Here is a 13,302-nt window from a genome sequence, read left to right as displayed (position 1 = left end):
ACGGTTCACGATGGATCCAATCGTAAACAATCGCTTTTCTTAATCTCCTGGCGCTCCTAGCGTCGTTGCCATGACAGTCGCAACGATCACCGCCGAGAGAACTTCCGCTCGCCGGCTCCCGTCGCTCGCTTGGGCGCTGGGCGCGTGCCACCTCGTCGCGCGAGGCGGTTCGTTCGTGCAGCCGATGCTGGTGCTGTATCTGACGCAGGACCAGCGGATGACCCCGGCGGCCGCGGGTGCGGTGGTGGCGGCCGTGGGCATCGGCGATTTCGGGTCGCAGCTGCTGGGAGGCTGGCTCGGGGACCGGGCCGGGCGGCGGAAGACGATGCTCCTCGGGTTCCTCGGGACGGCGATCGCCTTGGCTGCCTTGGGATCCGCCGAGGCGACGCCGGTCATCTGGGGCACGGCCGCCGGGTACGGCCTCGCGGCCGGGCTCTTCCGCCCGGCCGGATCCGCGGCGGTGGCGGACCTTCCGCCGGAGCAGCGGGTGCGGGCGTACAGCCTGCTTTATTGGGCGGCGAATCTCGGATATTCCGTCGCCGCAACGGTTTCCGGGGTGCTCGCGAGTCGCGGTTACGGTCTGCTGTTCTGGTTGAACGCAGTCGCGATGCTGGTCGCCGCCTTGATCGTGGTGGCGGCGGTGCCGGAGACGTGCTCGGCTGCGAGCGGTCCAAAACGTGCGCTGCTGCCGGTGTTGCGGGCGGACCGGCTGATGCTCGCCATGATTGCGATTCACGTCGGCTGTTTCACGCTGCTCATGGAATCGTTCGCCACCTTGCCGTTGCTGATGACCGCGCAACAGTTCAGCTCCGCTACCTATGGTGCGGTGCTCGCGCTCAATGGGCTCGCCATTGTTGTCCTGCAACCGTTGGCCGTCGGCGTGCTGGCGAATCGCGACCGGGGGACCGTACTCGCCATCTCGATGGTGCTGGTCGGCCTCGGCGGTGGATGGGCGGCTTTGACGCACAGCATTGCTGGCTATGCCGTCGCGATTCTCATTGTCAGCCTTGGGCAGATCGGGCTCGCGGTCCAATTCGGAGCGACCTTCGCCGCTCTTGCGCCGCCGGATCTGCGCAGCGGGTACCTGGGCGTCGCGTCGAGCGCGTGGAGCCTCGGCGCGGTCCTTGGCCCGATCATCGGCACGGCGTTGCTGCAGCAAGCCGGTCGGACTTGCCTGGGCGGCGTTGCTTTCGCCGCCGGGCTCCTGCTTTTCCTGGCACAGCAAGCCGTTGCTGGACGCCTCCGCGTCCGAAGTGGTCAGTCAACCGAGAAGGGAACACACTGATGTCAACCATGACCGACAGCGAATGGCGCACTTTCCTCTCCGAAGGAACCAGGCTTGCCCATTTAGCTCTCACGCGCGCCGACGGACGTCCGCACGTCACCCCGATTTGTTTCGTGCTGGACGGGGACGAACTCGCCTTCGCTTTGTCGCCGGGGAGTGTCAAAGGGAAAAGCCTGGTGCGGGACGGACGCGTCGCGGTCTGCGTCAGCGACGAACGGCAGCCGTACAGCTTCGTGACTATCGAAGGCCAAGCCCGGATTTCCGCCGAGCCGGACCAGATCAGGCGGGTGGCGGCGGGGATCGCCGAACGCTACTACCCCGAGCAGTCCGCAGTGGACCTTGCCGAATCGTTCGTCCACGGTGGATTCACCGCGGTGCGGATCAGCATCGCGCACGTGATCGCCCACTCTGGTCTCGGCTGAGTCTCACCGCAACCGCGCCCCCACCCGCTCGAGTGCAGCCAGCACTTCGGAGCGGGCGGTGGCGATCTCGCTCGCGGTCAGTGTTGCGGACCTCGGGCGGAGCGTGACCCGCAAGGTGAGCGACCGGTGGTCCGCCGGAATCCGCGAACCCCGGTACTCGCCGACGTAAGCCACCCGCTGTACCAAGGCATGGGCCCGGCTCGCGGAGTCGGCGAACAGAGACCACGGCACCGTGTCGGCGGCGAGGACGGAGAGGTCGAAGTCCGACTCGGGCAGGTCGCCGACCGGGGTGTAGCGGTTCTCCCGCGACGGGTGTGCCCGCAGCGCGCCGAGATCCAGTTCGACGCAGGCGATCGCGCCCCGGTCGATCCCCGCCGCCCGGAGCACCGACGGCCGGACCAGCGCCAGCGTGCCGCCTGGGCGGATCGCCAGTCGCGCCGACTGGTCAGTCCAGGCCGGGGTGGGTGCACCGGACAGATCCAGTGCGGTGAGATGGCAGTACCGGCGGACCAGGTCGACCAGCCCCTTGGCCCGGCGGAACAGGCCGGCCCCGTCCGGTCCGGCGAGCAGGATCCCGGCGGACGTCCGTTCGGCGGCGGCGAAGACGGTGCCGACTTCGAAGATGCTGAACTCGTCGTAGTAGCGGAGGTTGGCGGCTGCGGCTTCGAGCAGGTTCGGGACCAGCGACGGGCGCAACCGGGCGCGGTCCGGGGCCGGCGGGTGGCTGATCGCCAGGTCGGCGTCGAGTCCGCAGGCGGTGAGCAGGTGGTCGGCGGACCAGGGGTAGGTCAGCACCTCGGTCGCCCCGCCGCGGGCGGCCAGCACCTCCCGGACTCGGCGGCTCAACGGGAGGCGGGGGCTCGGCGTGAGGGTCACGACGGGCCTCGGCGCGGGGAGCGCGTCGAAGCCGTGGATCCGGGCCAGTTCCTCGACGATGTCCACGGGCAGCGAGAGATCGCCGGTGGAACGCCACGACGGAGCCACCACTCGCAGCAGTTCCCCGGTGATCTCGGCGGTGCAGCCGAGGGCGCGGAGGATGCGCAGGATCTCGTCCGGAGGGAGCCGGACCCCGATCCGGCTTTCGAGTTCTGCCAGGCTCACCTCGATTTCGGCTCGCCGGGTGGCGGCGAGCACGAGGTCCTCCTCGCCGAGTGCGACCGCGGACGGGTCGGCCTCGGTCAGGAGGTGAAGGAACAGGTCGGCGGCCTGGTCCGCGCGTTGGGTGTCCAAGCCTTTCTCCTGGCGCACCGACGCCTCGGTCCGGGCGCTGCGGCGGGCTCGGCTCGGGAGCAGAGTTGGTATCTCAAGCACGAGTGAGCCGTCCGAACTGCGGACGTCACTCGGTTGCCCGACGGCGAACATCACGTACGCGCTCAGGTCGGCGCACAGGTTCCGGCTTGGTGCACCGATTCGCCGGAGCCGGTCGCGGACGAACGCCGGAGTCGGTACGGAACTGTCCACTGTGCACCGCAAGGCCAGGATCCTTCGGTGCCAAGCAGGATCGGCCGCGGTGAGGCCAGTAGTGCTCGGCGGCCGGACGACCTGGGGAAGGGGGGCCAGCGGAAGTCCATAGAGGACAGACAGCTCGCGGGCGATTCCATAGTGGCTCCACAGATCAGGACGATGGGTGAGCGATTTGTTGTCGATCTCGAAGACGACATCGCCCTCAACGAGGTCGTACCCCTCGACCTCGACGGTTTTCAAGGTCAGCTCGTGCGCCAGCTGCTCCGGCGCACAGTCGGGCAGCGGCACGTAGTCGGCGAGCCAATCCCGGGAAATCTTCACGGCAGCGGGCCTTTCAGGCGAATTGAGTGAGGAAGCGCAGGTCGGCGCTGTGCATCAGCCGGACGTCGTCGATGCCGTAGCGCATCATCGCCAGCCGGTCCAAGCCGACGTTGAGGTAGCAGCCGGACCAGCGTGCCGGGTCGAGCCCGGCCGCGCGCAGCACGTGCGGATGCGGGCTGCCGCCGGGCATCACCTCGAGCCAGCCGGTCCGTCCGCAGGTGCGGCAGCCGCGCCCCGAGCACACCCGGCAGGCCATGTCGATTTCGAAACCCGGCTCTACGAAAGGGAAGTATCCGGCACGCATCCGCGTCCGCACCGGTTCGCCGAACACCGTGCCGAGAATGGTGTCGACGAGGAACCGGGCGGTGGCGAGCGGAACCGCGTCGTCCACCACGAGCACCTCGTACTGGAAGAACGCGCGCTCGTGCCGGGCGTCGGTGCTTTCGTTGCGGTAAACGCGGCCCGGGTAGGCGATCCGGACCGGCGGTGCGTTCGTGCTCAGGTGCCGGACGCTCGCGCCGGTCAGGTGCGGGCGCAGGCACCGGCCGTCGGCCAGCCAATAGGTGTCCATGCTTTCGCGCGCCGGATGGTCGGCGGGGAAGTTCAACCGGTCGAATTCCCTCTCCGCGGAGCTGATTTCCGGACCCTCGACGACCGTGAAGTTGAGCGCGCGGAAGGCGTCGTCGAGGTCGTCTCTCAGCTGGGTCACCGGATGCAGTCCGGCGGTCGGCGGCGGGAGGCCGGGAATGGTGGGGTCGAGCGGGTGGTCCAGCGCGGTTTCGGCGAACGCCTTCGCGGCGAACGCGGTGGCAAGGCGTTGGTGTGCTTCGGAAAGCGCGAGGCCGAGCTGTTTGCGGGAGGCCGGGTCGTACCGGCCGAGGTCGCGGCGGACGGCGGCGAGCGGGCTGGATTTGCCGAGCGCGGAACGGCGTGCGTCGGCGACGGCGGCCGGAGTGCGGGCCTGGGCGAGCTCGGCGAGTGCAGCGTCGGTCAGCGCGGTGATCCGGCGCAGCGTCGAGGCGGGGTCAAGGGGGTCCACGGGAAGGGTTTCCTCACTTCGGAGCGTGAAGTTCTGGACTTCACCCCCGGGCAGCGAGGGGAGACGCGGACGTCAGCGGGCGGAGCCCGGCGCGCACGCGCAGCCCCCGGGCACTGCCCGGGGGCGGAGAAATCGCTGCGCACGCATGCGCCCATCATGGCACGCCCCGCTCGCGCTGAGCAAACCCTTTGCGTCGGCCGTGCGGGGAACCCCGGGGAACCCCGAGGGAATCAGCGTCCCCCGGGGTTCCCCGCACGACCGGTGAGTCAGTGTCCGACGGCGGCTCGGACGGATTCCTTCAGCGAGCCGAGCGTCGCGATCACCGCGGTGGGTTCGTAGCCGCAGTGCGCCATGCAGTTCGAGCAGCGCGGGTCCTTGCCGCGGCCGAAGTTCTCCCATTCGGTGGTCTCGATGAGCTCCCGGTACGTTTTCGCGTAGCCGTCGTCGAGCAGATAGCACGGGCGCTGCCAGCCGAGCAGCGAATACGACGGAATGCCCCACGGCGTGCATTCCAGGTCGCGTTTGCCCTCGAGGAAATCGAGGAACACCGGCGAATGGTTGAGCCGCCAGCGTTTCCGGTTCCCGCCGCCGAAGGCCTTGGCGAACAGTTCCCGGGTCTGCTGCACGCCGAGCCAGTGGTCCTGGTCCGGGGCTTTCTCGTAGGCGTACCCGGGCGAGATCTGCATGTTGTCGACGCCGAGGTCGTTGAGGTAGTCGAGCACGTCGATGACGTCCTGCGGGGTGTCCCCGGTGAAGAACGTCGTGTTCGTCATGACGCGGAAGCCCTTTTCCTTGGCGAGCTTGATCGCGTCGACCGCCGCCTGGAAACCGCCCTCCTTGCGCACCGACGCGTCGTGCCGTTCTTCGAGGCCGTCGATGTGCACCATCCACGCGAAATTGCGGTGCGGCTTGAACTTGTGGATGTGCTTGGGCAGCAGCAGCGCGTTGGTGCACAGGAAAATGATCTTGTTGCGGGCGAGCAGCTGCCGGGTGATCTCGTCGATCTGCGGGTGCATCAGCGGTTCGCCGCCCGCGATCGACACCATCGGGGCGCCGCTCTCTTCGATCGCCCCGACGGCCTGTTCCACCGGCATCCGCTGTTTCAGCAGGGTGTGCGGCTGCGCGATCTTGCCGCAGCCGCCGCATTTGAGGTTGCACGCGAAGAGCGGTTCCAGCTCGACCAGGAGCGGGAACTTCTCCTTGCGCAGCAGCTTCTGCTTCATCAGGTAACCGCCCAGTCGAAGAGACTGGCGCAACGGCATGGCCATCGCTCAGAGCACCTCCCGAGGTAGGGTGAACGTCATTTCTTCCTCCGTCAGCGGGTTTTCCGCGACGCTGACCGGCCCCAATCCGCGCAGGGCCTCGACCGTTTCGGCCACCAGATGCGGCGGCGCCGACGCGCCCGCGGTGAGCCCGATCCGCCCGGCCCCGGCGAGCCGGCGCAGGTCGACGTCGCCGCAGCCGTCCACCAGCACCGCCGGGGTCCCCTCGCGTTCGGAGACTTCCACCAGCCGCCGCGAGTTGGACGAATTCCCGGAACCCACGACCAGCACCAGATCCACCTCGCGGGCGATCGCGCGCAAGGCTTGCTGCCGGTTGGTCGTGGCGTAGCAAATGTCGTCCTTGCGCGGCGCGGAAAGTCCCGGGAATCGTTCCCGCAGCACGGACGCGATCTCTTCGGCCTCGTCGAGCGCGAGGGTGGTCTGCATGGTGTAGGCGGTCCGCGACGGGTCGCGCACGGTGACCGTCCGGGCGGCCTCGACATCTCTCACGACCACCACGTTGTCCGGCGCTTCCCCGACGGTTCCTTCGACTTCCTCGTGCTCGGCGTGCCCGATCAGGAACACCGTCTCGCCGCGCCCGGTGTAGCGGCGGACTTCGTTGTGCACCTTGGTGACCAACGGGCACGTCGCGTCCACAACGGACAGTCCGCGATCCGCGGCGGCCCGCCGGACGGCGGGAGAGACCCCGTGGGCGGCGAACACGAGCGTCTCGCCTTCCGGAACTTCCTCCACCTCGTCCACGAACACCGCACCGCGACCCTGCAACCGATGCACGACATGAGTGTTGTGCACGATCTGCCGGCGCACGTACACCGGTGCGCCATGCTTCTCCAGCGCCCGTTCGACGATCTCGATCGCCCGCTCCACTCCGGCGCAGAACGACCGCGGACTAGCTAACCGCACCGTACGCGGCCGCACCGCTTCGGCCCACGCGGCCAGCGCGGGCGCGGTCCGGCGCAGGCTCCGTAACCCGGCGAGTCCATTCGAGACAGTCGAAGGACGCAGCAGCGGTTCGCCGACCGTGTCCACAATGGCCCGAACCACCGCGAACGGTTCACCGCTGGCAGCAAGCCACGCGGACTCCATGTCGACCGCCAGCGCGCCGCTGGAAGCCAGCGAAGCCCGTTCCCGCTCTCGGACCACGTGCGAACTGCCGACCACCGGTCCTAGATGGACAGTGAGCCCCAGCCGTCGCAACGCACCCGCCAGCAACGGCGCGGACGGAACCGGAATTACGCCGGAAGGACCGCGCACCTCGGTGGCGACGACGACGTCCCCCGGCCGTACGGAAGGAGTGAGCCCACCACCGAGCCCCGCGACGATCCGCGGTCCGGACGGGAGCCGGGCCGCAGCGGCGGCGGCCCGGCGAGGCCCGAGTCCGGTGTGGACCGTTCGCGGACCGGGACCGCGCAGCGCGGCCTGTTCGATCCGCAGCGGGGTGCAGACGATCGGCGTCATGACCCGCCCCGTACGTACCGGCCGAGGGCGGACAGCGGAAACACCACGCGGTACAGGTGATACGAAAGGTAGAAGTCGCCCGGGAACCCGGTGCCGGTGTGCTTGTCCTCGTCCCATCCGCCGTCCGGCCGCTGGCGTTCGCACAGCCACTCGACGCCCCGGGAGACCACAGTGGACTCGCGCTCCCCGGCAGCCAGCAGCGCCAGCAACGCCCACGCGGTCTGGGACGGCGTCGAATCGCCGCGCCCGGCCCACGCCCGGTCGTCGTAGGACCGCAGGTCCTCGCCCCAGCCGCCGTCGTCGTTCTGGTGCTCGGCCAGCCACTCCACCGCACGCCGGATCCGCGGGTCGGTCCCGGGGATCCCGGCCGCGACCAGCGCGGGCACCACCGCACCCGTGCCGTACACGTAGTTCGCGCCCCAACGGCCGAACCACGAACCGTCCTCTTCCTGGTTGTCCAGCAGCCACCGCACCCCGCGACGGCAGGCGCGCGTGTCCGTTTTCCCTTCCGCGGCCAGCATTTCGACCACGTGCGCGGTCACGTCCGCCGACGGCGGATCGATCACCGCGCCGAAATCGCAGAACGGCAGCCGCGTGGTCAGCACCTGCGTGTTGTCCGCGTCGAACGCGCCCCATCCGCCGTCGCTGGACTGCATTCCCTCCAGCCACGCGACGCTCCGGTCGACCGCCTCGCGGATCCGCAGGTGGTCCGGTTTGCCCATCCGCCGCAGCGCGAGCACCACCTCGGCGGTGTCGTCGGTGTCCGGATACCCGTCGTTGGCGAATTCGAAGGCGAACCCGCCCGGCTCCAGCGAAGGCCGCCGCACCGCCCAGTCGCCGGGCACCCGGATTTCCTCGCCCAGCATCCACTCCGCGGCGCGGACCAGGGTTTCGTCGCCGGGGGAGACGCCCGCGTCGAGCAGCGCGGTCATCGCCAAGGCGGTGTCCCACACCGGCGACTGGCAGGCTTCGAGCCGCCGCACCCAGCCCTGCTCGGTCTTCTCCCGGATGGTGAACCCGTCCAGCCCGGCGATCCCTGCCTTGAGCGCGGGATGGTCGAGCGGATAGCCCAGCAGGTGCAGCGCGAGGATCGAGTACACCCACGGCGGCTGGATCCCGCCCCACGAACCGTCGGCCTCCTGCCGCGCGAGAATCCACTCCGCCGCCTGCTTCATCGCCAGCTTGCGCACCGGGTTGAACGGCAGTTTCGCGTACGCGTGCAACGCGGTGTCGAGGTTCTGGAACACGCCGTCCCACGTCCACGGCGCGCGGGTCTTCGGCGGGCGTTTGCCGGTGCGCAGTTCGTCGACCTCGAAGGGCAGCTTCCGCACCGGGCGCAGCGTGCCGACGATGGTCAGCGGCACGATCGTCTGCCGTGCCCAGCAGGCGAAATCGTAGACGTTGAGCGGGAACCACGACGGCAGGAAGATCAGCTCCGGCGGCAGGCTCGGCAGGTCGTCCCACGACCACTGGCCGACCATCGCGAGCCAGATCCGGGTGAACACCCGCGTCGCCTCGATCCCGCCGTGCTCGCGGATCCACTCCGCGGCGGCGGCCAGCCACGGCGCGTCCGCCGGATCGCCGGCCAGCCGGAGCGCCACCCACGCCTCGACCGTGGTGGACAGGTCGGCTGGGCCGTCCGGGAAGTTCGCCCAGGTGCCGTCCGCGCGCTGCTGCGAGCGGATCCAGCGGGCGGACTCCTCGGCGATCTGCGGCGTCAGGATGCCCAGGAAATGCCGCAGCAGCAGGTCTTCGGCGTCCATCGTGACGTTGGTGGCGAGTTCGCCCTTCCACCATCCGGCGCGGTCCTGTTCGCGGCGCAGGAATTCGACGGCCGCCGCGACGGTGTCGGCGGCGGTGCGGGCGACGGGCGCGGAGGCGCGGGGGACGGTCTGGGTCATCACGCTTCCCTTCCGGCGATGAAACGGGCGATCGAAACGAGGTCGGAGCGCGGGCCGGACGGGACGACGGCCAGCGCTTGCTCGGCGGCGGCGACGTGCCGCGCCGCTTCCGCAGTGGCCCATTCGCGGCCGCCCGCGTCGTCCACCAGCGTGGCGATCCGGGCCAGGTCGGTGTCGTCGTCCCCGGCGAGCCATTCGGCCAGCCGGCGGCCCGCCGCGCCGCCGTGCGTGGTCGCGTAGGTGATCGGCAGCGACTTCTTGCGCGCCCGCAGATCGGAGTACACCGACTTCCCGGTGACCGCCGGGTCGCCCCAGATGCCGAGCACGTCGTCGACGAGCTGGAACGCCAGGCCGATCTCCTCGCCGAACACCGCAAGCGCGTCGACGACCTCGGCGGGCGCGCCGGCCAGCACCGCCCCGATCGCGGCGCTGGCGGACAGCAGCGCGCCGGTTTTCCCGGCGGCCATCGTCACGCATTCGGCGAGCGTGACGTTGTCCCGCTGTTCGAACGAGACGTCCAGGAACTGGCCGTGGATCAGGCGGCGCGTGGTCTCGGTGAGCAGCCGGCCGGCGGCGACCGCGTGCGGGGAACCGCTGTCCAGCACCACTTCCTGGGCGAGCGCGAGCATCGCGTCCCCGGTCAGGATCGCGCTCGCCGACCCCCACAGCGCCCACACCGTGGGCCGGTGCCTGCGTTCGGTGTCGCCGTCCATCAGATCGTCGTGCACGAGCGAGAAGTTGTGCACCAGCTCCACCGCGACCGCGCCGGGCACGCCGGCCTCCACCGGCGCGCCCGCGGCCTGCGCGGACACCACGGCGAGCGCCGAACGCACGGCCTTGCCCCCGTTGCCTCGCACCGGCACGCCGTTCGGGTCGGTCCAGCCGAGGTGGTAGGCGCTGATCGCGCGGCTGGTGTCGTCCAGCCGGTCGACGGCGGCGCGCAACGCTGGCTGCACGACGTCCCGGGCGCTGCCGAGCACCGGCGGCGCCGCCGCACGCGTTTTTTCGGCAGGAAACAGATTGGCGGTCATGCTCCGACTCCCTCCCTCTTACCGTTGTGCTGAAGAAGGGCAGCGGCCGCGGTCGCGCCACTGCGCGCGGCCCCCTCCATGGTCGCGGGCCATCCGGTCGCGGTCCACGCGCCCGCCAAGTACAGCCCGGGCAACGCGGTGCGCGCGGGCGGGCGAAGCGAGGCGGTGCCGGGACCGGGCCGGAATGTCGCGTGCCGCTCGCGGGTGACGAAAAAGTCGAGCACCTGCGCGCCCCGCGCCTCGGGCAGCAGCGCCAGCAGCTCGGGCAGCAACTGCTCGCGGAGTTTCGCCGTGGGCAGGTCGATCTGCGCGTCCGCGGCGGACAGCGACATCGCGAGATACTGCCCGGAGTCCAAACCGGACTGTCGCGTTCGGTCGAACACCCACTGCACCGGCGTGCGCACGCCCGCGACGAACGGTTCGCCGAGGACTTTCCGGTCGAGCACCACGTGCACGTTCACGATCGGGGAGCTGCCGAGCCCGCCGGACCAGCCCGGCGGCAGCCCGATCGCCCCGGCCGGCGCGAGCTGTTCGGTCACCGGCGGCGGAGTGGCGAGCACGACCTGGCCGAACTCCTCCTCGCCGCGATCCGTGACGACCCGCCAGCCCTCGCTGATCGCGCGCACCTTCGTGCTCACCCGGACGTCCGCTCCGGCCTCGATCAGCCGCTCGTGCGCGGGGTCGCCGTGCAGTTCCCGCAACGGCACCAGCGACCACCCGATGTCGGCGGCGGCCGGATCGGTGAGCAGGCCCTCTTGGAACACTGTCGCGGCGAGGCTGAGCGACGCGTCGTCGGCGGTCGCGTTCAGCGTGGCCACCCCGACCAAATCCCACAGCGCTTCGATCGCCGCCGCGCTCTGCCCGTGCCGCCGCAGCCATTCCCCGAACGACTGACGATCCGTGCGGTCCGCTTTCGGGTCCACCCGGCGCAACGCGAGCGCGGCGAGCGCGAACCGGGCCCGGTCGAGCGGGCGCAGCGGGTCGTAGCGCAGCAGCGAGGTGGCCAGGTGCAGCGGCGCGGGCAGATCGTCGCGCCGCAGCCACGTCGGCGCGGACGCGCCCGGCAGCCGGATCGGGATTTCCAGGCGCGGCTGCAGCACCACCCGGTCCGCGACGCCGAGCCGGTCGAGCAGCGCGCGATAAGCGGTGCAGCAGCGGAGGAACACGTGCTGTCCATTGTCGACATGCAGGTCGCCGCGGGTGAACGAATGCGTGAGCCCGCCCAGGTGCGGCCGCGCCTCGAACAGCGTGACCGGACGGCCGGCGTCGGCGCAGGCGAGCGCGGCGGCGATGCCCGCGAGCCCGCCGCCGACCACCGCGACCGGGGCGGTCATCGGCCGATCCCGGTCAGCGCCCGGAACGCCACCACCGCCTTTTCCCGGCCGGACAACGAAAGCCGCCGGTCGAACACGCGCGCCGGCTGTTCGTCGATCCGGTCCAGCAGGGTGCGGTAGATGCCGGACATCGCGGTGCAGCACGCGGCGCTGCGCCCGTCCAAAGAGGGCACCAGGCGAAGCCCGCGGGAATACCAGTCGCGGGCCCGCGCGGCGCTGTCGTGGATCAGCGCGGAGAGCCCGCCGTCGGGATCGGCCAGCCTGCCGTCCGGCCCGACGGACAGTTCGACGCCGAACCGGTCGAGGTCCTCTTTGGGCAGATACACGCGGCCGTTGAGCAGATCCTCGCGGATGTCGCGCAGGATATTGGTCTGCTGCAAGGCAATTCCCAATTCGTCGGCGTACACCGGCGCGTTCGGCTCCGGACGGCTGCCGAAGACGCCGAGGCACAGCCGCCCGACCGAACCCGCCACGCACCGGCAGTACTCGACCAGTTCCTCGAAGCGCACGTATTCGCGGCCGGTCACGTCCATTTCGACGCCGTCGAGCAGTTCCTCGAACGCGCCCAGCGGAATCGGGTACCGGCGCGCCGCGTCGGCGACCGCGACGTACACCGGATCGGTGGTCGCGGACAGATCGCCGAGCGATTTCCGCACCCCGGCGAGCCCCTGCAGCTTGGTCTCGGCGGACGCCTCGGTGTCGTCGCCGATGTCGTCGATGATCCGGGCCAGCGCGTACACCGCGCACAGCGCCGCGCGTTTGCCCGGCGGCAGCAACCGGATTCCGTAGTAGAAGTTGCGCGCCTGTTCCTTGGTGACCGCCGCGCAGTGCGCGTAGGCCTCGTCCACTGTGCCCAGTGCCGTCATCCGGACCGCCTCCTCGTGCCGACTTGCAGCCACCCCAGCCAACTCAGCAGTCCGGCCCGGCTCGGCCGGACCGGTGCGGACAGCACGTCGCCGCCGCTCGCGCGCAGCGCGTCGACCGTCGCGAGCCCGCCGGCGAGGAAGCCGCTGACCGCGAACCGCCCCCAGCCGGACAGGTGCCCGAGCAAATCCGCGCCGCCGCCCAGCAGGACGGCGGCGCGGTCGGTTTCCCACCGCATCAGCGCTTTCATCTCCGGCGACGCGTGCGCGGCGCCCAGCTCCTCCTCGGCCACGCCGAACTCGGCGAGATCCTCCTGCGGCAGGTACACCCGCCCGTTGCGGTAGTCCTCGCCGACGTCCTGCCAGTGCTCCACGAGCTGGAGCCCGGTGCAGATCCGGTCGGACAGCTGCTCGGCGGCCGGATCGTGGACGCCGAGCAGGCCGAGCACGATGCGCCCGACCGGGTCGGCGGAAAGCCGGCAGTACGCCAGCAAGTCCGCGAAGACCGGATACCGGTGCACGCGCTGGTCCTGGATGTTGGCCTGCACGAGCCGCTGGAACGGTTCCTCGGTCAGCCGCCCGGCGCGGATCGCCGGGAGAAGTCCACGGACCGCGGGATCTTCCGGTTCGCCGTTGCCGAACGCCGCGGACAGCTGCGAAGAGAAAGCCTCGAGCCGCGCGACCCGGTCGCCCTCGGCCTCGTCGCCCAGATCGTCCACAGTGCGCGCGACGGAATAGACCGCGACGAGGTCGGCGCGCAGCTGTTCCGGCAGCACCCGCAGGGCCACCGGGAAGTTTTCCGCGCGCCGTTTCTCTCGCAGTCCGTTTGTGTCCGCAGTGTTACGGGCGGCCGGGGTCGCTCTCATCCCCGCCAGTGTCGCGCCCCCGGACGGGCGGCTTC

General features: G+C 70.4%; 11 protein-coding genes. 2 read left to right on the top strand and 9 right to left on the bottom strand.

Annotated elements, in window-relative coordinates; translation table 11 throughout:
• The first annotated feature begins 70 nt into the window (after positions 1-70).
• Together F9C12_RS08325 and F9C12_RS08320 are read left to right on the top strand one after the other, a co-directional pair.
• Positions 71-1,285 carry an MFS transporter gene (locus F9C12_RS08325; RefSeq protein ID WP_409465434.1) on the top strand — a complete coding sequence of 405 codons (1,215 nt, stop codon included), beginning with the start codon at positions 71-73 and terminating at the stop codon, positions 1,283-1,285.
• Positions 1,285-1,707, top strand: a complete 423-nt coding sequence (locus F9C12_RS08320; RefSeq protein WP_409465433.1) for a PPOX class F420-dependent oxidoreductase — start codon at positions 1,285-1,287, stop codon at positions 1,705-1,707. The genes F9C12_RS08325 and F9C12_RS08320 overlap by 1 nt, the downstream gene beginning before the upstream one ends.
• A 3-nt stretch (positions 1,708-1,710) precedes the next feature.
• Here F9C12_RS08320 and F9C12_RS08315 read toward each other — a convergent pair whose 3' ends face one another.
• From F9C12_RS08315 to hpnC, 9 genes are all read right to left on the bottom strand, one after another.
• A complete protein-coding gene (locus F9C12_RS08315) occupies positions 1,711-3,492 on the bottom strand; it encodes a hypothetical protein (RefSeq protein ID WP_409465432.1) in 1,782 nt (593 codons plus the stop codon).
• Positions 3,493-3,505: 13 nt separating this feature from the next.
• Complete coding sequence (locus F9C12_RS08310) at positions 3,506-4,531, bottom strand: phenylalanine--tRNA ligase subunit alpha (RefSeq protein ID WP_409465431.1); 1,026 nt, start codon at positions 4,529-4,531, stop codon at positions 3,506-3,508.
• A gap of 266 nt (positions 4,532-4,797) precedes the next feature.
• Entirely contained in the window at positions 4,798-5,799 is a 1,002-nt protein-coding gene (hpnH, locus tag F9C12_RS08305) for an adenosyl-hopene transferase HpnH (RefSeq protein WP_009076658.1), read from the bottom strand.
• Positions 5,800-5,802: 3 nt separating this feature from the next.
• The gene (ispH, locus tag F9C12_RS08300) at positions 5,803-7,272 is read right to left on the bottom strand and encodes a 4-hydroxy-3-methylbut-2-enyl diphosphate reductase (RefSeq protein WP_409465430.1); all 1,470 of its coding nucleotides are present in this window, start codon (positions 7,270-7,272) and stop codon (positions 5,803-5,805) included.
• Complete coding sequence (gene shc, locus F9C12_RS08295) at positions 7,269-9,173, bottom strand: squalene--hopene cyclase (protein ID WP_409181401.1); 1,905 nt, start codon at positions 9,171-9,173, stop codon at positions 7,269-7,271. Before shc ends, ispH begins: the two co-directional genes overlap by 4 nt.
• The gene (locus F9C12_RS08290; RefSeq protein ID WP_409465429.1) at positions 9,173-10,204 is read right to left on the bottom strand and encodes a polyprenyl synthetase family protein; all 1,032 of its coding nucleotides are present in this window, start codon (positions 10,202-10,204) and stop codon (positions 9,173-9,175) included. The genes shc and F9C12_RS08290 overlap by 1 nt, the downstream gene beginning before the upstream one ends.
• On the bottom strand, positions 10,201-11,538 hold the full coding sequence (gene hpnE / locus F9C12_RS08285; RefSeq protein ID WP_409465428.1) for a hydroxysqualene dehydroxylase HpnE: 1,338 nt from the start codon (positions 11,536-11,538) through the stop codon (positions 10,201-10,203). Before hpnE ends, F9C12_RS08290 begins: the two co-directional genes overlap by 4 nt.
• Positions 11,535-12,404, bottom strand: coding sequence for a presqualene diphosphate synthase HpnD (gene hpnD / locus F9C12_RS08280; RefSeq protein WP_409465427.1), 870 nt, complete (start codon positions 12,402-12,404; stop codon positions 11,535-11,537). The genes hpnE and hpnD overlap by 4 nt, the downstream gene beginning before the upstream one ends.
• Positions 12,401-13,267: a squalene synthase HpnC gene (hpnC, locus tag F9C12_RS08275; RefSeq protein WP_409465426.1), complete on the bottom strand. Its 867-nt coding sequence runs from the start codon at positions 13,265-13,267 to the stop codon at positions 12,401-12,403. The genes hpnD and hpnC overlap by 4 nt, the downstream gene beginning before the upstream one ends.
• Between the last annotated feature and the right edge of the window lie 35 nt (positions 13,268-13,302).

Source organism: Amycolatopsis sp. GA6-003 (genome assembly GCF_046267895.1).
Classification (GTDB): Bacteria; Actinomycetota; Actinomycetes; order Mycobacteriales; family Pseudonocardiaceae; genus Amycolatopsis.
The sequence above is the reverse complement of the archived record's forward strand: the minus strand, read 5'-3'. Positions and strand labels throughout refer to the sequence as shown.